27 protein-coding genes are annotated in these 25342 nt (G+C 55.4%); 14 read left to right on the top strand and 13 right to left on the bottom strand.

Annotated elements, in window-relative coordinates; genetic code table 11:
- Positions 1-53: 53 nt before the first annotated feature.
- Entirely contained in the window at positions 54-1241 is a 1188-nt protein-coding gene (locus D9A02_RS03950; RefSeq protein WP_120499664.1) for a diaminopropionate ammonia-lyase, read from the bottom strand.
- 100 nt (positions 1242-1341) lie between these two features.
- On the opposite strand from D9A02_RS03950, the gene D9A02_RS03945 reads away from it, so the two are divergent.
- The 5 genes from D9A02_RS03945 to recR all read left to right on the top strand — a co-directional run bounded on the left by D9A02_RS03945 (position 1342) and on the right by recR (position 5358).
- A complete protein-coding gene (locus D9A02_RS03945; protein ID WP_120499663.1) occupies positions 1342-1821 on the top strand; it encodes an Lrp/AsnC family transcriptional regulator in 480 nt (159 codons plus the stop codon).
- A gap of 100 nt (positions 1822-1921) precedes the next feature.
- Positions 1922-3673, top strand: a complete 1752-nt coding sequence (locus D9A02_RS03940) for a DNA polymerase III subunit gamma/tau (RefSeq protein WP_120499662.1) — start codon at positions 1922-1924, stop codon at positions 3671-3673.
- A gap of 87 nt (positions 3674-3760) precedes the next feature.
- On the top strand, positions 3761-4270 hold the full coding sequence (locus D9A02_RS03935) for a fasciclin domain-containing protein (RefSeq protein ID WP_120499661.1): 510 nt from the start codon (positions 3761-3763) through the stop codon (positions 4268-4270).
- A 143-nt stretch (positions 4271-4413) separates the two neighbouring features.
- Positions 4414-4758, top strand: a complete 345-nt coding sequence (locus D9A02_RS03930; RefSeq protein WP_120499660.1) for a YbaB/EbfC family nucleoid-associated protein — start codon at positions 4414-4416, stop codon at positions 4756-4758.
- A gap of 6 nt (positions 4759-4764) precedes the next feature.
- Positions 4765-5358 carry a recombination mediator RecR gene (gene recR / locus D9A02_RS03925; protein WP_120499659.1) on the top strand — a complete coding sequence of 198 codons (594 nt, stop codon included), beginning with the start codon at positions 4765-4767 and terminating at the stop codon, positions 5356-5358.
- Between the two features lie 55 nt (positions 5359-5413).
- On the opposite strand, the gene D9A02_RS03920 is transcribed toward recR, so the two are convergent.
- Positions 5414-6163 (bottom strand): DUF1013 domain-containing protein, encoded by a 750-nt coding sequence (locus D9A02_RS03920; RefSeq protein ID WP_120499658.1) that lies wholly within the window; start codon positions 6161-6163, stop codon positions 5414-5416.
- A gap of 129 nt (positions 6164-6292) precedes the next feature.
- Between D9A02_RS03920 and D9A02_RS03915 the strand changes: the two genes are divergently transcribed.
- Entirely contained in the window at positions 6293-6928 is a 636-nt protein-coding gene (locus D9A02_RS03915; RefSeq protein ID WP_120499657.1) for a ribonuclease T2, read from the top strand.
- 95 nt (positions 6929-7023) lie between these two features.
- On the opposite strand, the gene D9A02_RS03910 is transcribed toward D9A02_RS03915, so the two are convergent.
- Genes D9A02_RS03910 through D9A02_RS03895 form a run of 4 tightly spaced genes read right to left on the bottom strand, consistent with a single transcriptional unit; the run spans position 7024 to position 10384 of the window.
- Positions 7024-7575 carry a hypothetical protein gene (locus tag D9A02_RS03910; protein WP_120499656.1) on the bottom strand — a complete coding sequence of 184 codons (552 nt, stop codon included), beginning with the start codon at positions 7573-7575 and terminating at the stop codon, positions 7024-7026.
- Positions 7572-8684, bottom strand: coding sequence for an exo-alpha-sialidase (locus D9A02_RS03905; protein WP_162932959.1), 1113 nt, complete (start codon positions 8682-8684; stop codon positions 7572-7574). The genes D9A02_RS03910 and D9A02_RS03905 overlap by 4 nt, the downstream gene beginning before the upstream one ends.
- Positions 8685-8697: 13 nt before the next feature.
- A complete protein-coding gene (locus D9A02_RS03900; RefSeq protein WP_120499654.1) occupies positions 8698-9681 on the bottom strand; it encodes an NAD(P)H-quinone oxidoreductase in 984 nt (327 codons plus the stop codon).
- A 10-nt stretch (positions 9682-9691) separates the two neighbouring features.
- The gene (locus D9A02_RS03895) at positions 9692-10384 is read right to left on the bottom strand and encodes a COQ9 family protein (RefSeq protein ID WP_120499653.1); all 693 of its coding nucleotides are present in this window, start codon (positions 10382-10384) and stop codon (positions 9692-9694) included.
- 259 nt (positions 10385-10643) lie between these two features.
- Here D9A02_RS03895 and rpsU point away from each other — a divergent pair, with 259 nt between their 5' ends.
- Positions 10644-10850, top strand: coding sequence for a 30S ribosomal protein S21 (gene rpsU / locus D9A02_RS03890; RefSeq protein WP_008207378.1), 207 nt, complete (start codon positions 10644-10646; stop codon positions 10848-10850).
- 176 nt (positions 10851-11026) lie between these two features.
- The gene (locus D9A02_RS03885) at positions 11027-11701 is read left to right on the top strand and encodes a hypothetical protein (protein WP_120499652.1); all 675 of its coding nucleotides are present in this window, start codon (positions 11027-11029) and stop codon (positions 11699-11701) included.
- Positions 11702-12381: 680 nt separating this feature from the next.
- On the opposite strand, the gene D9A02_RS03875 is transcribed toward D9A02_RS03885, so the two are convergent.
- Together D9A02_RS03875 and D9A02_RS03870 are read right to left on the bottom strand one after the other, a co-directional pair.
- Entirely contained in the window at positions 12382-13167 is a 786-nt protein-coding gene (locus D9A02_RS03875; RefSeq protein ID WP_120499650.1) for an inositol monophosphatase family protein, read from the bottom strand.
- Between the two features lie 52 nt (positions 13168-13219).
- Positions 13220-13588 (bottom strand): helix-turn-helix domain-containing protein, encoded by a 369-nt coding sequence (locus D9A02_RS03870; protein WP_120499649.1) that lies wholly within the window; start codon positions 13586-13588, stop codon positions 13220-13222.
- 294 nt (positions 13589-13882) lie between these two features.
- Here D9A02_RS03870 and D9A02_RS03865 point away from each other — a divergent pair, with 294 nt between their 5' ends.
- On the top strand, positions 13883-14845 hold the full coding sequence (locus tag D9A02_RS03865) for an NADPH:quinone oxidoreductase family protein (protein WP_120499648.1): 963 nt from the start codon (positions 13883-13885) through the stop codon (positions 14843-14845).
- Here D9A02_RS03865 and D9A02_RS03860 read toward each other — a convergent pair.
- Positions 14832-15707: a LysR family transcriptional regulator gene (locus D9A02_RS03860; protein ID WP_120499647.1), complete on the bottom strand. Its 876-nt coding sequence runs from the start codon at positions 15705-15707 to the stop codon at positions 14832-14834. The genes D9A02_RS03865 and D9A02_RS03860 overlap by 14 nt on opposite strands.
- A 125-nt stretch (positions 15708-15832) precedes the next feature.
- Here D9A02_RS03860 and D9A02_RS03855 point away from each other — a divergent pair, with 125 nt between their 5' ends.
- From D9A02_RS03855 to D9A02_RS03845, 3 genes are all read left to right on the top strand, one after another.
- Positions 15833-16042, top strand: a complete 210-nt coding sequence (locus D9A02_RS03855; RefSeq protein WP_120499646.1) for a DUF1127 domain-containing protein — start codon at positions 15833-15835, stop codon at positions 16040-16042.
- A 115-nt stretch (positions 16043-16157) separates the two neighbouring features.
- Positions 16158-16934: a Bax inhibitor-1/YccA family protein gene (locus D9A02_RS03850; protein WP_120499645.1), complete on the top strand. Its 777-nt coding sequence runs from the start codon at positions 16158-16160 to the stop codon at positions 16932-16934.
- 262 nt (positions 16935-17196) lie between these two features.
- Positions 17197-17646, top strand: a complete 450-nt coding sequence (locus D9A02_RS03845) for an Mpo1-like protein (protein ID WP_162932958.1) — start codon at positions 17197-17199, stop codon at positions 17644-17646.
- A gap of 167 nt (positions 17647-17813) precedes the next feature.
- Here the strand turns inward: D9A02_RS03845 and rpmG are convergent, their stop codons facing one another.
- The 3 genes from rpmG to D9A02_RS03830 form a co-directional block, all read right to left on the bottom strand.
- Positions 17814-17981 (bottom strand): 50S ribosomal protein L33, encoded by a 168-nt coding sequence (gene rpmG, locus D9A02_RS03840; protein ID WP_007814563.1) that lies wholly within the window; start codon positions 17979-17981, stop codon positions 17814-17816.
- A 128-nt stretch (positions 17982-18109) separates the two neighbouring features.
- Positions 18110-18733: a cell wall hydrolase gene (locus tag D9A02_RS03835; RefSeq protein ID WP_120499643.1), complete on the bottom strand. Its 624-nt coding sequence runs from the start codon at positions 18731-18733 to the stop codon at positions 18110-18112.
- A gap of 164 nt (positions 18734-18897) precedes the next feature.
- Positions 18898-21390: a putative PEP-binding protein gene (locus tag D9A02_RS03830; RefSeq protein ID WP_174232024.1), complete on the bottom strand. Its 2493-nt coding sequence runs from the start codon at positions 21388-21390 to the stop codon at positions 18898-18900.
- Positions 21391-21553: 163 nt separating this feature from the next.
- Between D9A02_RS03830 and D9A02_RS03825 the strand changes: the two genes are divergently transcribed.
- The gene (locus tag D9A02_RS03825) at positions 21554-21856 is read left to right on the top strand and encodes a helix-turn-helix transcriptional regulator (protein WP_120499641.1); all 303 of its coding nucleotides are present in this window, start codon (positions 21554-21556) and stop codon (positions 21854-21856) included.
- A gap of 88 nt (positions 21857-21944) precedes the next feature.
- Positions 21945-23132 (top strand): oxidoreductase, encoded by a 1188-nt coding sequence (locus D9A02_RS03820; RefSeq protein ID WP_120499640.1) that lies wholly within the window; start codon positions 21945-21947, stop codon positions 23130-23132.
- Here D9A02_RS03820 and glyS read toward each other — a convergent pair.
- The gene (gene glyS, locus D9A02_RS03815) at positions 23129-25333 is read right to left on the bottom strand and encodes a glycine--tRNA ligase subunit beta (protein WP_120499639.1); all 2205 of its coding nucleotides are present in this window, start codon (positions 25331-25333) and stop codon (positions 23129-23131) included. The two genes, D9A02_RS03820 and glyS, sit on opposite strands and share 4 nt — an antisense overlap.
- Positions 25334-25342 lie beyond the last annotated feature (9 nt).

The raw sequence follows: 25342 nt of genomic DNA, 5'->3' as shown, positions 1-25342 counted from the left end.
GGTCCACTATACCGCGTTGCTCAGGACTTGGGAAAGCTTCTTGTCAGCTACAATCAGATCTTACCTGACATGATTTGTTCAAAAACATTCGGGTCAGTCACACCTTCTGAGCCGATCAAAACCACGCGCGAATTGGCATCGAGCATGAAGTCCTGCCGCCCCTGCACATGAGACGCGGCCCAGATCATTCCCGCCAATCCGGCCACCGCACTTTCACCCGCATTGATAGGCGCCTGCGACGCTTCGTTATTGGCCAACAACCGAACGGCCGGCGCAACAACAGATTCTGGGATAGTTATGAACCCTTTTGACACCGCTGCAAGAACGGACCAAGCCAGTTCTGATGGCTCCCCACAGGAGAGCCCCGCCATTAACGTTTCCTCTTTGATCTCTACGGATGTTGGCGCATTTGCCTGCCCACTGGCATAAAGGCAGGGCGCAAGTTCCGGCTCAACAATAATCACCTGAGGCGCATCAGCGCCCCATTCTTGCTGAAACACCGCCGCAACAGAGGCTGCAAGTCCGCCAACACCACCTTGTAGAAACACATGTGTTGGCGGTGTTGGCAGATCCCGCACGATCTCTCGCGCCATCACACCGTAACCTGCCATCACGTCCAGCGGTGGCTGCGTGTACCCGGGCCATGAGGTGTCTGACACCACCAACCAGCCATTTTCTTCTGCCTCGGTCCGGGCCTGCGCGACACTAGCGTCATAGTCGCCATCAACGCGCACCACATCGGCCCCAAGATTGCGCATGACTTCGGCGCGGTGTTCGCTGACCTCAGCATGAATATAGATCCGGCATTGCGCCCCAAACCGTGTTGCCCCCCAAGCGACCGAACGGCCATGGTTGCCATCAGTGGCAGAGGTGACGGTGATTTGCGCCGCATGCTCTGCATAGGTCTTGTTGCGCATGTCTTCCAAAGACACGTCTTTCCCCACCTGCGCAGATATCGCACGGGCAAGAACGCACTGCACCGCGTAGGCACCGCCGAGCGCCTTGAAACTGCCAAGGCCAAACCGGGGGCCTTCGTCTTTGTAATAGATATCGCCAAGACCCAACTGCTCCGCCAAGCGATCCAATGACTCCAGTGGCGTCTTGGCGTAACCATCCCACCCGGTGATCTCGCGTTCGGCCCGATCAAAGCCTTCGCGCGGCAGGGTGTTCACCCCATCGCTTGAATAGCTTGGTTTGGTAACGAAATATGAAACATCAGTCGTTTTGAAGGCGGCGTTCATTTTGTGCTCCTGATTAGATTTTCGCAAAAATAGTTCACAAATCACGATAATTGCGCTCTAATATTGATGTATGAACGAAACAAACTTGCACTAGAGGCCGATGTCGCGATCAACTTCTTCATCCCAATTGGATTCCTTTGATCTGGCGATTCTCAGGATCCTGCAAAAAGACAGCACCACCCCGCAGCGCGAGATCGGCGAACAGGTCAATCTGTCAGCCCCCTCCGTGCAGCGACGGATCAAGCGCATGCAACAAGACGGTGTCATTGCAACGCAAGCCGCCATTCTTGACCCCGCCCGCGTTGGCCTGCCTCTGACGATCATTGTAGAGGTCGAGCTGAAAGCCGAAACCGGTGGCAAGATTGACGAGATCAAAGAAGAATTCCTGCAGGCCCCGGAAATCCAGCAATGCTACTACGTGACCGGAGAGGTCGATTTTGTTCTGATTGTGATTGTCGGTGACATGGCTGAATACGAAGACCTGACCCAGCGCTTGTTTTTCAACAATCACAACATTCGCAAGTTCAAGACCTTTGTCACGATGGATCGCACCAAGACCAGCACCAGCTTGAATATCTGATCTCTGCTTAAGCTCTCCGTTCCACCATCTCGCCGCTGGACCTCTGCCACCGCTCCGCCTACTGTGGCGGCAACGGATTCTAACTGCCCCGGAGGCCCCCTTGTCCGACACGCCCGTCTATCAGGTCCTTGCCCGTAAATACCGGCCGGAAACCTTTGCTGATCTTGTCGGGCAGGATGCGATGGTGCGCACGCTCAAGAACGCCTTTGATGCCGACCGTATCGCGCAAGCCTTTATTATGACCGGCATTCGCGGCACGGGTAAAACCACAACGGCACGGATCATCGCCAAGGGGATGAACTGCATCGGCGTGGATGGTGAAGGCGGCCCCACAACGGACCCTTGCGGCCAGTGCGAGCATTGCACCGCCATCATGGAAGGTCGCCACGTTGATGTGATGGAGATGGACGCCGCATCCCGCACAGGCGTGAATGACATTCGCGAAATCATTGACAGCGTGCATTACCGCGCGGCCTCGGCCCGCTACAAAATCTACATCATCGATGAAGTTCACATGCTCTCGACCAGCGCGTTCAACGCCCTGCTCAAGACGCTTGAGGAACCGCCCGCACACGTCAAATTTATCTTTGCCACGACCGAGATTCGCAAAGTTCCAGTGACAGTTCTAAGCAGATGCCAACGTTTTGACCTGCGTCGGATTGAACCAGAAGTGATGATCGCGCTACTGCGCAAAATCTCCACCTCAGAACAGGCTGAGATTGCCGAAGACGCGCTTGCGTTGATCACCCGTGCGGCCGAAGGCTCCGCACGTGATGCAACATCCCTGCTGGATCAGGCCATCAGCCACGGCGCTGGTGAAACCACCGCCGATCAGGTCCGCGCCATGTTGGGTCTGGCAGACCGTGGTCGAGTGCTCGATCTGTTTGATCTGATCCTGAAAGGCGATGCAGCGGGCGCCCTGACCGAACTGGGCGGGCAATACGCTGATGGCGCCGACCCGCTGGCGGTGCTGCGCGATCTGGCCGAGATCACCCATTGGGTCAGCGTTGTCAAAATCACGCCCGAAGCATCAGAAGATCCGACCATCAGCCCGGATGAACGCCAGCGCGGTCAATCGATGGCCGAGGCTCTGCCGATGCGGATCCTCACCAGGATGTGGCAAATGTTGCTAAAAACATTGGAAGAGGTTGCCGCTGCCCCCAATGCGATGATGGCCGCCGAAATGGCCGTGATCCGCCTGACCCATGTGGCAGACCTGCCTGCGCCCGAAGATCTACTACGCAAGCTGCAGGATACCCCTCCTCCACCGGCACCCGGCCCTGCCCCGACATCTCCAAATGGTGCACCTTCGGGAGGCGGATCAACCTATGCCGCCAGCACGACGGCGGCCCCCTCTGGTGGTTCTGGCCCTACTGGTCAGGCAACAGCATTGGCCCCACAAGTCGGCGAATCCTTGGCGCACTACCCGACCTTTGAACATGTGGTTGAGCTGATCCGCACCAACCGTGATGTCAAATTACTGGTCGAAGTAGAAACCAACTTGCGCCTTGCTGCTTATCAACCGGGCCGCATCGAATTTGTTCCCACCGGCAATGCGCCAAAAGATCTATCGCAACGGCTGGGCACGGCCTTGCAGCGATGGACTGGCAATCGTTGGGCCGTATCTCTGGTCAACGAAGGTGGCGCCGAAACCATCGCTGAAAAACGTGACGCCGCAGACAATGCAATCAAGGCCGAAGCCGCGGAACACCCCATGGTGCAAGCCGTACTAGCCGCTTTTCCCAAAGCCAAAATTGTCGACATCAAGACAGCGCAAGAGCAAGCATCAGAGGCGCTGGCTGAAGCCTTGCCAGAGGTTGAAGATGAGTGGGATCCCTTTGAGGAAGACTAAGGCGCCCCTCTCCATTGCGTATCAAAAATGATCCGATCTGTCCCCCAATGCGTATCTAATACACATGACACCAAGGGGGACCATCTTATGAACAGACGATTTTTTGCCAAAACCGCCGCTATCGTGGCCTTTGCTGCCTTTGTATCTGGCTGCACCTCGCAAGCCGACGGACCTGGGGACATCGTAGACATTGCTGCTGGCAACGAAGATTTCTCGACCCTCGTAGCAGCAGTTCAGGCCGCGGGTCTTGTAGATACTCTGAAGAGCGATGGGCCTTTCACTGTATTTGCTCCGACCAACGAAGCTTTTGCAGCGCTTCCAGCAGGTACGGTTGAAACTTTGTTGCTGCCGGAAAACAAAGACAAACTGACTGAGATTCTCACCTATCACGTGCTTTCTGGTGCTGTAACATCTGATCAAGTATTGGGTGAACGTTTGAGCGTGCCCACCGTACAAGGTCAAAACGTTACCGTTGACGGCCGTGTTGGGAAATATGGCAGCGGTGTACGTGTAAATGATGCCAACGTAACTGCAGCCGATATCATTGCATCGAATGGCGTGATCCACGTCATCGATAAGGTGCTACTTCCAAAATAAGCCACCTAACTCACTCTCGAAGGCGCACCTTGGGGCGGGATTTTCCCGCCCCAACCTCACATTCGCGCAGGCATAACCTTGTCCTTACCCGCGCGCACCCGTATCTAGGCTCAAACACAACGGAACAGAGCCGGAGTAGAGATATGCTTAAAGGATTGGGTCAACTTGGCGATATGGCCAAGATGATGAAACAGGCGCAGGACATGCAAGCCAAGATGGGGCAGATGCAAGATGAGTTGCACAACATCATGGTTGTGGGTGAATCCGGCGCTGGTCTGGTCAAGGCAACCGCCTCGGCCAAGGGAGAGTTGAAAGCGCTGGATATTGATCCGTCGATTTTCAATCCTGACGACAAAGAAGTTGCCGAGGATCTGATCTTGGCGGCCATCAAAGATGCGCAGTCTAAAGCGGCTGAACGTTCGCAGGAAGAACTGGGCAAGATTGCCGAAGATCTTGGCCTGCCCAAGGACATGAAGCTACCGTTCTGATCTGACATGAGCAGTACGCGCGATATTGATGCCCTGATCGAAATGATGGCCAAGCTCCCCGGGCTTGGCCCCCGCTCCGCGCGCCGCGCGGTACTGCATATGATCCGCAAACGTGAACTGTTGTTCACGCCACTCGCGGATCTGCTGCAACAGGTCGCCGTCACCGCCCGCGAATGCATGCGCTGCGGCAACATCGGCACCACCGATATCTGCGACATCTGCACATCGGAAAAGCGTGGCAACGGCCAAATCTGCGTGGTCGAAGATGTTGCAGACCTCTGGGCGATGGAGCGCGCAGCAGTGTTTCACGGGCGCTATCACGTGTTGGGCGGTACGCTGTCAGCCCTTGATCAGATCGGCCCGGACCAATTGCGCATCCCACAACTTGTCACGCGAGTTGAGACGGAAAATGTGACCGAGATCATTCTGGCCCTCAACGCCACAATCGACGGCCAGACAACTGCGCATTACATCGCCGATCAGCTGGAACAGCATGTCACCTTAACCTCTCTGGCACAGGGTGTGCCCATCGGTGGCGAATTGGATTATCTGGATGACGGCACCATCAGTGCCGCCTTGACCGCACGCAAAGCGCTTTAACCCATAAAAAAAGCCCGGGAAAAACCCGAGCCTTTCTATAGTTATGATGACAGACTTACGGCTGTTCGTCTTCATCTTCGTTGTCAGGCAGGTTAAAGAAGCTATCGGCATCCAGAATATCGCCTGTCTCTTCTTTGTCGTCATCATCCCCGCCGCTCAGGCTGAAGGTTTCCAGCCCTTCAATTGCAGTTGGCATGCGCGGCTCAGAGTCCATCCCGAGGCTTTGCTCAGTGCTCAGCAACTTGCGACGCTCTTCGTCGTCCATCATCTCGCCATCATTGGCGCGTTTGGCCGCAGCTTTCTGCACCATCGTGTCCAGCTCAGACTGTTTACACAGCCCCAATGCAACCGGGTCGATCGGTTGAATGTTGGAGATGTTCCAGTGTGTCCGCTCTCGGATCGCCTGAATGGTTGGTTTGGTTGTTCCGACCAGCTTGGAGATTTGGCTATCTGCCAGCTCCGGGTGGAACTTAACCAGCCATAGGATTGACGCTGGGCGGTCCTGCCGTTTTGACAACGGCGTATAGCGTGGACCGCGGCGCTTTTCTTCACCGACAGCAGCGGCGTTGAACTTCAGTTTCAGTTTGAACAGCGGGCTATCTTGGGCTGCTTCAATATCATCCTGGGTCAGCTGGTTGTTGGCGACCGGGTCGAACCCTTTCACGCCTACGGCAACATCACCGTCAGCAATCCCCTGAATTTCCAATTCATGCATACCAACAAAATCGGCAATCTGCTTGAAGCTGATTGTCGTGTTATCCACCAGCCACACAGCCGTGGCTTTGGCCATAAGCGGTTTTGCCATCTCTCAGGTCTCCTTCGTGCACATCTTCCCCATCGCCTCAAAGGCGGTTCCGGCGGGCGGAACGGTTTCCATTGTCGGGGAACTTGGACGCTATATAGTGCGCCCTGAGATAAATGGAAAGATAAAAACATGCGCCTGCGATTGACCCTGTTGTTCTGTGCCGCGCTATGCGCCTCTTTGGTGCGTGCCGACGGCGAACGCGCGGGTCAATTTGATTACTATGTTCTGGCCCTTAGCTGGTCTCCGACATGGTGCACAATTGAGGGCGACGCCCGAGACGCCGCGCAATGCGAGCAAGATCACGGCTGGATTTTACACGGGCTCTGGCCACAATACCATCGCGGCTGGCCAAGCTTCTGCCCCACGGCACAACGCCCGCCCTCTCGTGCGATGACACGTGATATGGCCGACATCATGGGTTCTTCTGGGTTGGCGTGGTATCAGTGGAAGAAACACGGACGTTGCACCAATCTACCCGCCGCCAGCTACTACGACCTCTCCCGTCAAGCTTATGATATGATCAAACGCCCTGAGGTATTTCGCAAACTGACCAAACCGGTCAAACTGCCCGCCTCGGTGGTGGAAGACGCCTTTCTAAAAGCAAACCCAACACTCAAGCGCAACATGATCACGATCACCTGCCGCGACCGCCATATTCAAGAGGTTCGCATCTGCCTGTCAAAAGACCTTGCCCCCACCCCCTGTGGCCGCGACACGATCAAGGATTGCACTCTCAAAAATGCTACGTTCACACCCATCCGATAGATTTTGATCTTTCCGCAAGACCCCAGAGATGAAACCTTAAAGTCAAGCAAGCGAAGCTCTCTACCACCGAGCAACACGTCAGTGCGGCGCAAAACCTAAAACAACCGCCCCACCAGTGTGACACACACGATCGGCACCAAAAGCACATGCGTTACATGATCAAACCAATTGCTGCTACCCCAGCCCAAGACCCACAGCAACTGACCAACGACGGCCACCAGTGGCACCAATAGATTGCCTGTCACTGCGCCATAAGCGCAGGCCAGCAACACCATCACCGCCACTGGTACCGGAGCATAGCCAAATCTGTAAGCCTCAAACGGGATCACATCAAATGCCGTCAGTAAAAATGCGATATACAACGCCAAAAATGCCAATAGCTCGATCGAACTCAGCGGTGCGATCTCAACACCGAACTTGCTTGCCAGATGGCGCAGCACCAATATCGGTAAAATCACCCCCACCGGCTCCAACACGGCCACCAGCCCTCGCAAGGCAATAGTATCGCGCAACATCACGACACAGGACGCCCCAAAGGCCAGACCCATCAGTGCCGCCATCTGCGCATCAGTCATGAGGTTGAGGGTTACAAACCCGACCCAGCCCAGCAAGATTGCCATCCATAAATACGTCACAGCACCAGTCATCGCGCATTCACCCAGGCTTGATTAAAGATATAAAGCTGCACACCGCGTTTATCGTAATGGGAAAAAGCCAGCGCGATTTCGCCGTCCGGCAAGCGCCGCAGCATCGGATAGCGCGCAGCCCCTTCTCCACTGTCTAACTCATGAATCACACGCCAACTGCGTCCCTCGTCTTGCGACAACATCATTTGCAACCGGTTGCCATGCTCTGGGTTGCCATTCATTACAGCTAAGATTTCTCCCTCTCCTACAGACAGGGCTGCCACCGGAGCACTAGGGTTAAAAATCTCAGTTTTCTCAGCCAAAGACCAACTTTGCCCGCCATCCTCGGTTCGGCTTAACAACACGACATTGCTGCGCTCAAAATCACGCAAAAAAGCCACAGCACGGGTATCGCTTAGCGGCACCACCATGGGCTGAATCGGCTTGGTTCCACGCCCTGCCATCCGCCGCTGATCGCGCACCCGGCCATCTGCGCCCGTCCTGATGAACGATCCATAGGTTGCCCCCATTTCAAAGTACGCTGGCAAAGCCTGACCGCCATCGGCCATCTCGACCGTGGGCGATTTCACCAGAAAGGAGCGGTTCAAAACCGGCGACAGGTTCAGTTTATGCGCCTTTTCCGGCACGCCGTCCTTCATCCGCACATCTGCAATCGAAGCCATCGCCCAACCGCCCACAGACACTGCGGTCACATAAAGCGCATCTCGCGCGGCCTCATTTTCAATGACATTACCTAGCGTGACAACAATCTGCCCCGGCTCAAACGCCGCTGCCAGATTTTGCCGGGTCACAACCGGTTCTGGGGCGCTTGCCTGCCATGCACCATTAATCTGCTGGACCTGAACGCCGTGGATATCCACATCCGCCTGTGCCTCTTGCGAGCCCTCGAACCACAGAACCGAAAACCCATCCTCGCCCAGAACAATCCCCGGCGAATGCGCTTGCCCCTCGGCGGCGGTGTAATTCAACACCTGTTCAAACACTGGCACATCTTCGGCGACAGCCGTGGGCGGCATGGCAAACCTCCATACCGGCGCACGATCCCGCCAGATCGCCCAGCCGCTCAATGTCAGGCTCAACACCACCAACGCAGTTAGAGTATAAGGCACCACACTCACCGGATCAGGCCACTTTCAACACGATTTTGCCAATGTGGCCGCTGCTTTCCATGCGGGCGTGTGCCGCGGAAGCCTCGGCCAATTGGAATTCCGAATCCATCACCGGGGCAACTTTACCAGCAGCAATCAGCGGCCAAACCTGTGCACGCAGGTCCTCAGCAATCCGAGCCTTCACCAGATCACTTTGCGGGCGCAGTGTGCTGCCAGTAATTGTCAGCCGTCTCAACATAATCTGGGCAAAGTTCAGCTCCACTTTCGGCCCCTGCAAAAACGCGATCTGCACCAAACGCCCTTCGTCCGCCAAGGCCTTGACGTTGCGTGGCAGGTAACTGCCCCCAACCATATCCAAAATCAGGTTTGCCCGACCTTCAGCTTTCAAAACCTCAACGAAATCCTCATCCCGGTAATTGATCGCACGCTCTGCGCCCAAATCAACACAGGCTTTACATTTCTCGTCGGATCCGGCGGTGGCAAACACCCGCGCCCCAAAAGCATTCGCCAATTGAATCGCCGTCGTGCCGATACCAGACGATCCACCATGTACCAAAAACCGCTCACCTGCCTGCAAGCCACCTCGGCCGAAAACATTAGACCAGACGGTAAAAAACGTCTCAGGCAGGCAGGCCGCTTGCTTCAAGCTCAAACCCTCAGGAACAGGCAAGCAATGCGCGGCCGGCGTGGCAACATATTCGGCATAGCCACCGCCTGGTAACAGAGCACAGACCTGATCACCTACCGACCAGTCACTCACACCTGCCCCCACTTCGACAATCTCGCCCGAGGCTTCCAGCCCCGGCAAATCACTGGCCGTCGGCGGCGGCGCATAAAGCCCCGCACGTTGCAACGCATCTGGGCGGTTGACGCCGGCCCAAATGACCCGGATCACCACCTCGCCATGCCCGGCCTGTGGCATCGGACGTTCTGTCAGTGCCAATACCTCCGGCCCACCCGGCGTGGTGATCTCAACCGCCTGCATTACCTTGCTCATTCTATTCTCCTCAGCTCGGCCCATTCCAACGCCCAGGCATACCAGCCTGATGCTCCGTTGTTGGGGCCTTTACCTTGCCCAAAATCGCCAGTGGTCCGGCCAGAACACTGGAAATCAACTTACTCTCGCGGGCTTTGGCTTTTAATTTTTCGATCTGCATCACATCATCAATGCGGCGATCCAGAAATTCCCACGTCTTGACATGGTCGTCGCTTTCATCCCCCAACCAATAAAGCACCACCGCACCGTACACCCCCGACAGGGTCGCACGCTTGCTGTACCAATTGATATCATCAGAGGTATCACCAAGCGCAGTCCAGATCCGATCACATGTACGCCACAGCGCCTGCGCTCCATCCCCCGCATATTGCGGCAGGGAAAATAGCGTCATGCCGCGACGTACCAGCTCTTTGTCTTCAACCACTTCCAGGCGGTATTGTACCGCTGCTGCAATCCGGTCGCGAAACCGCATCTCGCTCAGGTCTTCCTTCTCAAGTCGCGCTAGCATCGTAAGGTCACCCGCATCATGATAAGCCAGCGCCAGTTCAACCGCACCGCGTGGATACATCCCGCGTGCTTCATTAAGATCCAACTCGATATCCCCACAAGCAGCCTCGAATGTGGCAGTACTCCATCCGTCAAACGGAACATGCGATATGGCCGCGGCAAGAAACTGCGCCTTCAGGTCTGATTCTATTGTCATATCCGGCCTCCTGACGTGTTAAATCATTCTAGGCCCATCCTCTAACGTGGTACAATGGCAGACCTACAGTCTGCACAGAAAATCCTCACCCCCTGCTTGGCAGAATACTCTGCCGGAAGCGCGTCCTGCCTGCTTGAGGCAAAGTCCATCTTACCTGCGGGCACCACAACCGGCGCTGGACAAGCCCTAATTGCCTTGGTATAGAGCGGAGTTCCTGCAATTCATTGCAAATCCAACTTAGAAAGGTGGTGAAAACCACATGCAGGTTAGTGTTCGCGACAATAACGTCGATCAGGCGCTTCGTGCCCTGAAGAAGAAACTGCAGCGCGAGGGTGTGTTTCGCGAGATGAAGCTTAAGCAACATTTCGAAAAACCGTCCGAGAAAAAAGCGCGCGAGAAAGCAGAAGCTATCCGTCGTGCCCGTAAATTGGCACGTAAGAAAGCTCAACGCGAAGGGATGCTCTAAGCAGCTCTTTAGTTTTCTTGGTTTCGACCAACACAAAAGATAGACGACCCCCGGGCAGATGCTTCGGGGGTTTGTCATTTCTGCCACCCGAAAGCACAATTTGGCCCACAACGCTTGATACACGAGGCACTCTTACTTATCTCGTCGAAATCGTTGCAAAGATCTGGACACATCCCATGACAAACCTCGTTAAAATTGACCGCGCCCTGATGGGGCTGATTGTGGTGACATTGATTGCCACTGTTGGTGTCTATTTTTGGGATAAAGACTATTTCAGCCTGACCTTCGCCGCCGAAGACAAGCTGGTTGAATATGGCACAGCTGTGTTTTTGCTGATCTCTTCTTTTGTGTTGATCAAGAATGCCGCCAGCCTGTCAGTCAAAAAACGCCTCTTCGCTGCCGGGCTCACAGCCTTTTATGCCTTCATGTTCTTCATGGCAGCGGGCGAAGAAATCTCATGGGGCCAACGGATCATCGGATGGGAATCTGGCGAGTTTTTCCAAGATAACAACAAGCAGGACGAAACCAACCTGCATAACATGATCATCCCGACACCCTTTGGCGACTTTCATCTGGCTAAAACGCTGTTCGGCTCAGTCTTGACCACCGTGATCTTGCTGTATTTGGCAGTTCTGCCGTTTGTATATACTCGCGTCGAAAAGATCCGTAATCTGTGTGATCGCTTTGCCATCCCCGTACCGGGTATGCGCCACACGTTTTTTGCCATTGCTGCCAGCCTGATCATCGCGGCCATCGATGTATCGCGCAAATGGGAAGTCTATGAGCTGGTCTTTAGCCTGTTGACCACTTCGATCTTCCTGCTGCCGCAAAACCGCGACAAAACCACTTAATCAGACGATAATCATTATACCTCTAGATTGAGACTTACAGTACAGCACATTAACCTGAAGCTGAAATCGTTACCAAAGCTTCAGGTTAAAAATGCAACGCCGAAACTTTCTGTACATCTTAACTGGCCTCACCATGGCAGTTGGTTCGCTTTATTCCTGTGCTGCCTAATTTAGGGCGACAGGCCAGACTGCTGATGTCGTCGCGCGCCGGACGCGGCGTGAAAGATTCTACGCGGTTGATGATTTCGCACAAGGCGAAGTCAATCTTTTGAAAGTTGATGGCAAAGCGCTCTACATCTGGCACCGTTCCAACCGACAGATTTCTGAGGCACTTGCCCAAGACAATTATGCAGAATGGCCCGATAAAAGATTACGAATGGCGGCAAAACAACCCGGCCTACCAGCCTACGACACGCTACGAACAAACGGTCACAGGTGGCTGGCGGTTTGGGTGCTATGTCCCAAAGGTGACTGCGTTGCCCTAACAAAGACAGGTGAATATGACGGCTTTTTCTGCCCGTGTTGTGGCTCCCATTACGACATGGCTGGGCGCTTTCGCAAAGGGCCCACTCCACGGAACATGGAGGCCGTTCCGGTCTTGCTCACTGAAGACGGCAAGCACTTCGTACTAGACCTAGCTAAAACACCAAAGGCGATTGATCTAACAAAGAGCTAGGGGATCAATACTTCGACAAAATCTCCAGCGCTGCCTCGTGCTGTTCTGCCCCCGCAGCCGCAACAGCGCGGCCACCGTTATGCGCCTTGCCCCCCTGCCAGTCAGTAACGATGCCGCCTGCGGCCTCAATCACCGCAATCGGGGCCTGAATGTCATAAGGCTGCAATCCGCTTTCAATCACCAGGTCAATCTGGCCTGAAGCAATCATCGCATAGGCGTAGCAATCCAGTCCGAAACGAGTCAGCTGAACCTGTGCCGCGACCTCATTGAATGCGGCCGTCTCTGTGGGATCGGTCAAGTCAGGATAGGTGCTGAACAACATCGATTGCACCAGTGGGCGACTACCTCGCGTCTTGAGCGGGCGCGTGCCTTGCGGCCCAGTCATCGTGGATCGACCAAAGCCGCCCTCGAACCGCTCGCCAATGTAGGGCTGATCGATCAGCCCATAAATTGGCCCAGTCTCATCGGCGACGGCAATCAACACACCCCATGTCGGCGCGCCAGCAATAAAGCTGCGGGTGCCGTCAATTGGGTCCAACACCCAGGTCAGTCCACTTTCCGAGGATTTGTTGCCATACTCCTCGCCTAAGATACCATCTTGCGCGCAGGTGTCGGCCAGAAGATCACGCATTGCACGCTCTGCTGCGCGATCCGCCTGTGTGACCGGGTCAAAGCCGGAAACACCTTTATCTTCTGCATCAAGATTGGCGGCGCGAAAATACGGTAAAACAGCAACACGCGCGGCATCTGCCATCGCGTGTGCTGTTTTAATGATGATATCATTATCCATGTCCGCCCCCTGATTGCGCCTAAGCCCTCAGTAGAACGGTTTTAGCGTTGCCTCAAGCGACGTCGCTTAGAACCCGCGCCAAATCGAACAGGCGACGGCGTTGGTTTTCGGGAATGGCATAGTAGGACCGCACCAATTCCAGAGCTTCTTTATCGCCAAGCAGATCCGCAGGAACAGAGCCCGACCCAGCTGCTTTCTCTTCGACATCCAAGCCCTCAAAAAAGAAGCTCACATCAACATCAAGCGCATCTGCAATATCCCAAAGACGAGATGCGCTGACCCTATTGGCACCGGTTTCGTATTTTTGAATTTGCTGAAACTTAATACCAACACTTTCCGCCAATTGCTGTTGGGTCATACCAACCAACCAGCGACGGTGTCGAACACGCTTCCCTACATGTACATCAACCGGATGCGGCATATAACGTTCCTCTTCTATTTTTAGTTATCGGGTTTCACGTATTTCTTCGCGACCCTATTACGTTTCATTTACCGTTGCGCCTCCCTGCAACATAGTCCAAATCTACCACTCATTCGTTAAAACTCAAGAAATATCGCTCCCGAAATGCGGGTCCTAAATACAGGATTACAATCACTACGAGCATGGAAAATATCGCCTTTTTAGCACTATTGTCCTCAATTCGGTAACAGTATTTTGACATCCTTCCCCAGACATGGTCCCGTTTTGGGAACACTTCCCTTGCAGAGGTCAAGAATGCGCGCCTTTCAGATCGAATCACTCGAGGCGATTCCCTCGCTCCAAAATTTGCCCACTCCTCAACCAACCGAAGGTCAGGTTCTGGTCCGGATCGCTGCTTGTGGTCTAAACTTTGCCGACCTTTTGATGGCCAAAGGACAGTACCAAGACACCCCTGCACCGCCCTTCACACTTGGCATGGAAATTTCCGGCACGATCGAGGCCCTCGGCCCCGAGACCGATGGCCCCAGCATTGGCACGCGGGTGGCCGTGTTTGCCGGCCAAGGTGGCCTGGCTGATTACGGCTGTTTTCAAGCTGATCGTTGCATCCCCCTGCCCGACAACATGAGCTTTAACGACGCCGCGGCTTTTCAAATTGCCTATGGCACCAGCCACGTGGCGCTGGACCATAAGGCGCGACTGCAACCCGGGGAAACGCTTTTGGTTTTGGGTGCAGCTGGCGGTGTCGGCTTAACCGCCGTTGAGATTGGCAAACGGATGGGTGCGCGTGTCATCGCCTGCGCCCGCGGGGCAGATAAGCTTGAGATTGCACGTAAAGCCGGGGCGGATCATCTAATTGATGCCACAACCGAAGACATTCGCGAGGTTTGCAAATCACTGGGCGGTGTCGATGTGGTTTACGATCCAGTAGGCGGCGACCAATTCACTGCTGCCTTTCGGGCCTGCCGCCCAGAGGCCCGGATATTGGCCATCGGTTTTGCCAGTGGCGATGTTCCACAAATCCCTGCCAATCACCTGCTGGTCAAAAACGTCGACGTTCTGGGGCTTTACTGGGGCGGATATTTAAAATTCCGCCCCGAGGTTCTAACCAATAGCATGCGTACCCTGTTCAAATGGTACGCACAGGGGGAACTGCGCCCACACATCAGCCATGTACGGCCATTAGATCAGGCCGCTGAGGCGTTGGACCTGCTGCGGCAGCGCAAGTCCACCGGAAAGGTTGTCGTCACCCTGCCCTGACCAGCGTTGGGGCGGCACCACCCCGATAGGCCTGCCGCAACATATCCGCCAACTGCTCCTGCGCAAGATCACGACTTGCGCCATGATACATATTCACTTGTTGGATCCCAAGATCCGGCAAGGCACCCCCATGTGAGATCGCCATCTGATGCGGGGGTATACTGCTTTCCAGTAGTGCTCCTACCGCCAAATCGGCACTAATTAGCGCCTCAACTGACCTGTCTTCATCCGCCTCCAACGCCAGCTCCCACTCAATTCCCGCCTCATTCAACTTTCGTAGGGCGATGGGACGAAAAATGCAGACACTGCAAAACGCCACACGTAAAGGCCGTTGCTTCCAGATCTGGCCATCAACAGCTCCCGCCCAGCGCAGCGGGATTTCGGCCAGTGTCTCGCCGCCCTGGCGCGGGGTCTCCTCCGTGGTCAGGATCAGGTCAACCTCGCCCTTTGTCAGCCCCTCATGTAGTTTGATCGTGCTTGAAGAGCGCAAAATCACTTTTACCCTTGGGAAAACGCTGTTGAACATTTTCAACACCCGCGGGATCATCGGATAGACAATGTCATGCGGCACCCCCAACGTCAGCTCACCTTCATACTGATCATCGGTCAGGCGCCCGACCAGCTCATCATTGAGCTGGATGATTTTACGCGCGTACCCCAACAACTGCTCACCGGCCGCGGTCAATGCAATTGTACGGTTGCTACGGTCAAGCAACGCCACATCCAGAAGCTCCTCTAATCGCTTCAGCTGCATCGACACTGCAGACTGCGTCAGGTTCAATACAGTGGCCGCTCGGGTGACCCCACCGTGATCCGCAACGGTCAGAAATGAGCGGAGCGTTGTCATGTCTAGATTTCTCATTCATCAATCTCCTTGATGATAAATACAACAAACATTCATTTTCAAAATGTATCCCGATCCTCCATATATATCAACATTAAAGATGGTTTCACACCAAACCATCACAGTAGAGAAAGGGAAGATAAATGGAACTTCTGTCAAGAACACGCACAACAACCTGCTCCATCCCGTCTCATCCACACGGCTTCAAGGCGCTGATGTCCCTCTATCGTCAGCGCCGCAACTTGCGGAAACTGGACGATGCCAGCCTGCGGGACATAGGCCTGTCACGGCATGACGCACTGACCGAGGCCAACCGCGCACCATGGGATGTACCCTCGCACTGGAAAGCATAAACAGTCTTTTGCGCCATCTGGTGCAGGGAACGCCTTGAAAAACAGCGCAGACTACCCGATATTGTAGGCAAAGCCCCTCTCGTGGGCTTCGCCAGTTAACTTATCGGAGGCTTTAATGGCTCAATTCGACACAATCCGGACGACGGCCGGCGCGCGTACCGCCCAGATTGATGAGGGGCTGCGCGCCCATATGAACAAGGTCTACGGCACAATGTCCGTAGGCATGCTGATCACGTTCCTTGCGGCATGGGCCATTTCAGGTCTTGCGGTCACAACGGATCCATCAGCTGCTGTCGCGCAAATCAGCGCGACCAAGTACCTAACTTCTTTGGGTTCAGCTCTGTACATGTCACCCCTTAAATGGCTGGTCATGTTTGCGCCGCTGATCTTTGTATTTGGCTTCAGCGCAGGCATTAACCGCATGTCAGCCGCCACAGCGCAGCTGGTGTTCTATGTATTTGCAGCCGTAATGGGCCTGTCGATCAGCTCGATCTTTCTGGTCTTCACTGGCGAATCCATCGTTCAGGTTTTCCTGATCACCTCGATCGCCTTTGCAGGCCTGTCTCTCTATGGCTACGCGACTAAGAAAGACCTGAGCGGTTTTGGTACATTCCTGATCATGGGTGTTATCGGACTGATCGTTGCCTCCATCGTCAATATCTTCATTGCCTCATCTGCGCTGACATTCGCAATATCAGTACTCGGTGTCCTGATCTTTGCCGGCCTCACCGCCTATGACACGCAAAAGATTAAGACAACTTACCTGCAAATGGCCCATTCGGGCGATCAGGAATGGCTGGGCAAAGCCGCGATCATGGGCGCGTTGAGCCTGTATCTCGACTTCATCAACATGTTCATGTTCCTACTGCAACTGTTCGGCAACCGCGAATAAATCGCGACACGCTCTCCAAATTCCAAAGCCCGCCAAGAGTATCTCTGGCGGGCTTTTTCATTCTATACGCAGCTTAGGGCACAACCCCGCGCCAAACGAAACGCAGGCCTACCCTTTGTCGACCTCAGGCATGCTTGGCCTTAAGGTCCACTCTGCGGACTTTGTTGCCTTTCGCCGCAATGCAACAATCGGGGCAAACACACATCTAGAACGCAATTGCTTAGGCCTTGCGTTCAATTCCATGGAGCTCGAGTGTTATCCAATGAATAAACTTGGTCCATTGCTGGATGAATACGAACTGAGTCACAAGCATCCTTTCAATCTCGCGGTGCATTGGGTAGCAGAGCCGTTGGCCATATTTGCGTTGATGGCATTGGCGGGATCACTACGATTACCAATTGGCTCACTGCTATGGCCATTTCTTGCGATAATGCTAATTTATTATGGCTGGCTATCTATACGGATTGCCTTGGCTTTTTTGCCAGTTGTGGCCGTGTTCGTGCTATTAATAAGTTTCATTGACAATACTCTCGGTATTCAGGCTTGGAAATGGGCGGTGCCGCTGTTTGTTGCATGCTGGTTTGCACTACTATTTGGGCACAAGATTGAAGGTCGCGTTCCTTCGGTTTTCCAAAATCCGAACCTGATCTTTGTGGGACCGGTCTGGCTCATGCGAATCATCTTCCGACGGTTCCATTTTCCTGATCCATAACTCGCCTTCTTGTGAATATTCAGCATTTGATTAGTTACAGCGGAATACAGGCAGAAAGGGCTCATTCCGGTCATCGGAAGCGGTGCTACGACACGTAAACCGAAAACACCAAAATAAAAAGCCGCCCCAATCGGAGCGGCCTTTTGAAAATCCAGATCGGAAAGATCTTACTTGATCTTGCCTTCTTTGTATTCGACGTGCTTGCGCACAACCGGGTCGTATTTACGAACAACCATCTTTTCGGTCATGGTACGAGCATTTTTCTTGGTGACATAGAAATGGCCCGTGCCTGCGGTCGAATTCAGACGGATCTTGATTGTCGTCGGCTTAGCCATTTTTCATTCTCCTGCAGCAGGTGGTCGATCCACCTGTGTAATTCTCTGAAGCTGCCTTTTACTCTTAGCAACGCTCGAGTCAACCGCGATTATGCAAATCCTGCACTTTCGCGACCTTTTGTTTCGTTTCAGTTCTTCGAAAGCCGGGTTGGCTGACGATAAAAATGATGCACTCCAATTGTTGCTGTACGCGGGAAGGTACGCGCCCAACGCGGGTTGACCGCCTTGGTGTGGTAATGCGTCGCCCCTTCGGTCAACACACGCTCTGAGCCACCCAACATCAATGCCGCCACTTTGCCAACTTGCGTATAGGCCTTTGGCTCGTGGATCACTTCCTTGTGGCCATCGCAGGTATATGTGAACTGGCATTGGTATTTCTTGCCGGTGCCCTGATTGATCACGCCACAAACCGTGTCTGGATAGTTTGCGCTGTCAACCCGGTTCAAAATCACCTCGGCCACGGCAAACTGACCTTTGGCACTTTCACCACGCGCCTCAAAGTATAGCGCCTCTGACAGGCAAGCCCATTCGGCATCACCGTCGACTGACGGTTGCGAAGCCAGCCATTTGCGGGTGTATTCCACGTCAACGTTCGCAGGTGACGCCTTGGGCGCGGGGACATTATCGACCCACCCTTGCCCCAAAGCTGAGCGCATGACACTGCGTGCGTTATCGTATGGACGACCTTCTCTGGTTTCGGCATGAGCCGCACCAGACAATAAAAAGACAAGTACTGCGCCAAAGCGAAGCATGATCCTATTCCCAATCCCAGACGGCTTTCGCCGCAAACATCCGGGCCAAATAATCATTGAAAGGGCTTGAGTCGAGTCTTTCGACTTCAGTGTTTACCGTTGCGAAACAATAAACCCAGAATAAGCCTTAATTTTGCCGTATCTTTCGATAATTGAGCGATTCCCTAACCGATCTTATCTTTGATCGCCAGCTGTGCGGCAGCGAGTCGCGCCACCGGAACCCGGAAAGGCGAGCAGGAAACGTAGTCAAATCCCACTTCCCGACAAAAGGCTATCGATTCGGGATTGCCGCCGTGTTCGCCGCAAATCGACAACGTAACTTCTGGCTTTACCTTCCGTCCCCGTTCTGCCCCGATCCGCAGCAACTCACCAACACCTTCGGTATCCAGCAGGTGAAACGGATCCTCGGGGTAAACGCCCTGACGTACATAATCTGACATGAACCGCCCGGCATCATCGCGCGACAAGCCGTAAGTCATCTGCGTCAGGTCATTGGTCCCAAAACTCAGGAATGATACCTGAGAGGCGATATCATCCGCCCGCAGTGCTGCGCGCGGCGTTTCCACCATCACGCCCAGACGATAGGTGAAATCTTCGCCGGTTTCACTGCGCACAGCGGCGGCAATCGCTTCGACACGTGCCCGCACCAATTCCACCTCGCGACGGGCTGAAACAAGCGGGATCATAATCTCAGGCACCACTGCCGCACCATCTTTGCTGGCCTCGACTGTCGCTTCAAAGATAGCGCGCGCCTGCATCTCGTAGATCTCGGGCACCGTCACGCCCAACCGCACGCCACGCATGCCCAGCATCGGGTTGTACTCACCCAAGGCCTCGACCCGACGGGTCACATCCGATAGTGGCAAATCCAGTGCCTCGGCCAGCGCTCGATGCCCCGCCCGATCTGTGGGCAGAAACTCGTGTAATGGCGGGTCAAACAGCCGGATACAAACCGGCTGACCTTGCATGATTCGGAACAGATCTGCAAAATCAGCTCGCTGCATTGGCAAAATCACTTCAAGTGCTGCCGCGCGGTCCTCACTCGAATCAGCAAAGATCATCTCGCGCATCGCGGTCAGGCGCTCGGGTTCGAAAAACATGTGTTCTGTCCGACACAGGCCAATGCCCTGCGCCTTGAATCCACGCGCCACCTTGGCATCTGCAGGCGTATCTGCATTGGCACGCACATCAATATCGCGCACCTCATCGGCCCAGGCCATCAAAGTGATCAGGGCCTCATCCCGCGCGGTTTCCAACATGAGCGCGGTCCCTGCTGAGACCTCGCCATTGGTGCCATCAACGGTGATTACATCACCGCTCTTAAGGACGGTGCCATCCGGGAAAGTCAGCTGTCGCTTATTTGTCTGAAACCGGATCTCAGACGCCCCCACCACACAAGGCAGGCCAATGCCACGCCCAATCACCGCCGCGTGGCTGGTCATCCCACCACGTTCGGTCAAGATGGCTGCTGCAGCATGCATGCCGCGAATATCTTCGGGGCTGGTTTCGCGTCGCACCAGAATGCTGGGCTCACCACGAGACTCAGCAGCTTGTGCCTCATTAGCGGTAAAGACGATCTTACCACTGGCCGCCCCCGGGCTGGCCGCAATGCCGCGCGCCAGTATATCGCGCGGCGCTTCTGGATCCACCTGCCGGTGCAACAATTCATTCAAGGCGCGCGGCTCAACCCGCATCAACGCCTCTTCGCGTGGGATGATTCCGTCTTCGGCCAATGCCACGGCAATCGCCACGGCAGCCCGCGCGGTACGTGCAACGCGCACGCCGTCCAACAAGTAGACCTGACCGTTTTCAATGGTGAACTCAGCCTGCATTTCTTCGCGCAATCTGTGCCGCATCAATGCCGTATGCGCCTTGAGGTCTGCAAACGCCTCGGGCGCCAGTTCTTCCAATGATGGCCCACGCTCATCACGCTCCAGAAACAGAGACTTTGCCCCCGGGCTCAGCGCATCGCGCCCCTGGCTTTGGCTCAGATAACGCCCGGTGATCTTGGCCACACCAGTATCGCTGTTGACCAGCTGCATCACGCCGGATCCGCATTCGCCACGCCCCAGACCAAAAATCATGTCCTGCACCACAAGCCCCAAACCTGCATCCGCTGGCGCACCTTTGGCCTGCCGCAACAACCGCGCTGTCGTGCCCTCCCAAGCCCGCGCCATAGAGCGCAACACCGCCTTCAATTGCACGGCAGGATCCTGCGGGAACGGCTCTTCGGCCTCTTCCTCGTAGGCATTCAATGCCTCACGCAACCCCTCAACCGGGTCCGAGGACACATCATCCAGCATATCAGGGTCAAGCCGCTCCACGTTGATCGCATAAGATTGCACAAATCGCAGATAAAGCGTTGCCGCCGCCGCCTCGCCCATCTCTTCTGACAGGTCACGATAGCGGTCTTCATTCATGCCAATGTTCAGCACAGCCCCCGGACCGCCCCAATCGGGGTCCTCCGACGAGGGACGCACGCATAAGATCGGTGCATCGCCGAAGGGGGCCAGGATATGCGCCATATCCGGCATTTCACCTGCGGCAATACCATGTACGGCCTTAAACGATAACGCCACAGCATCCGGCACCGGCAAATCAAGCCGCACCAGACGTTGCAGACATTTCGCACGCCCGCCGTGGGTCTCAGGCGACATCTTCGCGTCAGAGGTGATCAGGGTTGTATGCTCGTCAAAATGCTGCACTGCGGCACTCCCTTGCTGTCAGTGCAGCATACCCAGCTGACCCGACAAGGCAAGAAAAACCATGACAATTCAATGACAGCTTGACATCAACCCTTATATCGAGATATCTGAATATATGAACTTAGAAAGATCAATCTCCGCGCTGAACAATCCCGTGCGCCGCAAGATCGTGGAATGGCTCAAGGACCGGTCGAATTTCCCGCCCGCCCTGCCGGAACACGAAGGGCTCGAAGGTGTCTGCGTCGGCTATATTCAGGAAAAGGCCAACCTGTCCCAGTCCACCATCTCGAACTACATGGGCCTGCTGAAACAAGCCGGCTTTGTCATCGCCGAACGTCACGGCCAATGGACTTTCTACCGCCGGGATGAGGACAATATCAAAGCCTTCTTCGACGCGGTCCAAAAAGAACTCCTCTAACCCTTCAACACAGCAAAGCCCAAACAGCCATCATAACGCAAACATAAACCCATACATCGAGATATCGAAATATATAAAGGAGAACAAAATGAACGCCTCCATCCTCAATCGCCCCTTAGAATTGCCCAGCGGCGCGATCCTCAAAAATCGCCTGATCAAATCCTCCATGTCCGATTCCCTTGGCGATGGCGCTGGCAACCCGACCGAGGCGCAGATCCGGCTTTATGAACGCTGGGCCGAAGGTGGCGCGGCGCTGTCATTGATCGGCGAAGTGCAAACCTCACCGCTTTACCCCGAAAAGCCCGGCAACCTTGTGCTGACGCCCGACATCGACATGACAGCTCTCAAAGCCCTCGCCAAACGCGGGTCTACGAACGGCGCGCATATCTGGCCGCAGCTTGGCCATGCCGGGGCGCTGTCGCATGGGCCAATCAGCACGCCCATGGGGCCGTCGCCTTTGGATGTTGAAGGACTGCAAAGCCAAGGCATGTCACTCGATGACATCCATGCCCTGCCCGCCGCCTATGCCAAGGCCGCCAAGATTGCCCAAAGCGCCGGTTTCACCGGCGTACAAATCCACGCAGGCCACGGGTTTCTCTTCAGCCAGTTCCTCTCCCCCCTGTTCAACAAGCGCAGCGATGCCTACGGCGGATCAGTCGCCAACCGCTTTCGCGTCATTCACGAGGTGATCGAAGAGGTCCGCACCGCCGTCGGCCCCGCCTTCCCCATCGGGATCAAGATCAACTCCACCGACAAACTTGTCGGCGGGCTGACCGAGGAGGACGCCTTCCAAGTGATCCGCGCCATCAATGAAACCTCGATTGATCTCATCGACATCAGCGGCGGTACCTATTTCCCCGGCGCGGCCTCCAGCTCGGATGGGGTCTCCACAACCGGGCCATACTTCATCAATTTCGCGGAACACGCCAAAACCCTGACCTCGATCCCCATCGCCACCACCGGCGGGTTTGAAACCCGCAATCAGGCCATGCAGGCAATTGAAAGCGGTCAAACCGATGCCGTCAGCCTCGCGCGCTCCATGGCGCTCAACCCCAATCTGGCCAACTCATGGCTCAGCGACGCGGGCGGAGATCCGGAATTTCCCGTGTTTGACGCTCCGCCGCGTGGCGGTGTGACGGCGTGGTATTCGATGCTGCTGACAGCGCTTGGCGAAGACAGCGAAGACAGTTTCGCCCTCACCCCTGCGCAGGCCATCACGGCCTACGAGGCGCGCGACGCCAAACGCTGCGCGCTCTGGAAAGCGCGGTTTTCCTAACCTTCGATCTTGGTCAGATCCGCCGCCTGCAAACAGATTTGGCGGATCTGGTTGAGCATGTTCAGACGGTTACGGCGCACGATATCATTGTCCGTATTGATCTGTACCGCCTCGAAAAACGCATCGATGGGCGCACGCAGTGCGGCCATACCCACCATGGCCCCGGCGAAATCTTCCGCCTTCATCGCCGTGGCAATGGTACCCTCGGCTGCAGTCAATGCATTGAACAACGCCTTTTCTTCCTCGGCTTCCGTGTATTTCAGATCGGCACCATAGGAATATTCAACGCCATCCTTTTCTTCAGCCTGCGACAGGATGTTGTTGGCGCGCTTATACCCCTGCAACAGGTTTTCCCCGTCATCGGTTTTCAAGAAGTCCGACAGCGCCCCCGCCCGTTTCACCAACAACGTCAGATCATCATTGCCCGGCATCGCAAGGCAGGCATCGATCACATCATGCCGAATGCCCTGATCCCGAAGATAGACCTTGAGACGGTCATGGAAGAAGGAGAGGAGATCAGCAGGCAACGAGGCAACCAGTGCTGTCGCCGCCTCAACCTGATGCGCCAAATCGTGCACGCGTTTTGCGGCAGCGTCAGCCTCTTCGCCCGTTGCCGTTTTCTGCTCTGCTTTCGCCCCAAGCAGTGCAGCTTGCCATTCGGCCAGTTTCAACAGAACCTGTGCTGCTTGTGCTGAATTTTCCTTCAGCCCAAGCCTGAGATCATTCTCCAACACCAACCGGATAACACCCAAGGCTGCACGACGCAGGGCAAAGGGATCCTTTGATCCGGTGGGTTTTTCGTCAATCGCCCAGAACCCGGTCAGCGTGTCCAGCTTATCCGCCAGTGCTACGGCCACGGATACAGGCGCCGAGGGCACATCATCGGATGGCCCAAGCGGCGAATAGTGGTCCTGCGCGGCATCTGCCACCTCGGCCCCATGTCCGGCGGGGGCGGCATAGTAGCGGCCCATCAGGCCCTGCAGTTCAGGGAATTCATACACCATTTCCGACGACAGATCGGCCTTGGCCCATTTCGCCGCCGCCTCGGCCAGATCGGCATCTGCGCCGACAACCGGGGCCAGTTCCCTCGCCAGCGCCGCAATCCGCGCCACGCGCTCACCTTGCGATCCCAGCTTGTTGTGAAAGGTCACATTGTCCAACGAGTCCAGCCATGGCTGGCCACCGGCCTCCGCCACGCGAATGTCGTTCTCCCAAAAGAACTTCGCATCCGCCAACCGCGCCGCCAGCACCTTTTGGTTACCCGCCAGAATGGTCGCGCCATTGTCCGCCGTGGTCCGGTTGGCCACGGTGATGAATTTTTCGATCCGCTCAGTTTTCGGATTGCGGACCGAGAAGAATTTTTGATGCTCCTTCATCGAGGTCTGCAACACCTCTGGCGGCAGGCCCAAGAATTCATCATCAATGTTACCTATTAACGGCACCGGCCATTCGACCAGCCCGGCAACCTCGGCCAGTAGGCCCTTGTCATCAACAATCTCAAGCCCCTGCGCAAAAGCCAGATTGGAGGCCTCCTGCCAGATCGCCTCGGCCCGCTCGGATGTATCCAACATCACATGCGCGGCCTTCAATTTGCTGCGGTAATCATCGAATGACGTGACGCTAAAACGCCCATTGCCCATAAACCGGTGACCCTCAGTCATGTCACTGGATGCAATCCCATCCACATCCATCGGCACAACATTGGCCTCGCCCGCGTCATCCGTCAGAATGCACAGGATCGAATGCAAGGGCCGTACCCAACGCAGGCTGCCCGCGCCCCAGCGCATCGATTTGGCCCATGGGAAATTGCGAATGGTGTCTTCCAGCACTTCGGCCACGATCCCAGACGCCGCACGTCCCGGTTTGGTAATGGTGGCGAAATAGACTTGGCCTTTTTTCTCGTCGCGCACGTCCAGATCATCGCGGCTTACCCCTGCCCCACGCAAGAAACCTTCGATGGCTTTTTCTGGCGCATCAACGCGCGGTCCTTTTCGTTCTTCCTTGGTGGTTGGGCTTTCCGCCAGCAGGCCCTGCACTGTCAGGGTCAAACGCCGCGGTGTCGAAAACGCCGCAGCCCCGGCATAGGTCAGCCCGGCCTCAACCAAGCCATCGGTGATACGCTTTTTCAGGTCCTCACAGGCGCGGCCTTGCAGGCGGGCCGGGATTTCCTCGGAAAACAGTTCAATGAGAAGATCAGGCATGTTGCACCT

It is taken from the genome of Roseovarius sp. EL26, assembly GCF_900327775.1.
Classification (GTDB): Bacteria; Pseudomonadota; Alphaproteobacteria; order Rhodobacterales; family Rhodobacteraceae; genus Roseovarius.
This window is presented reverse-complemented; position numbering and strand designations above follow the sequence as displayed.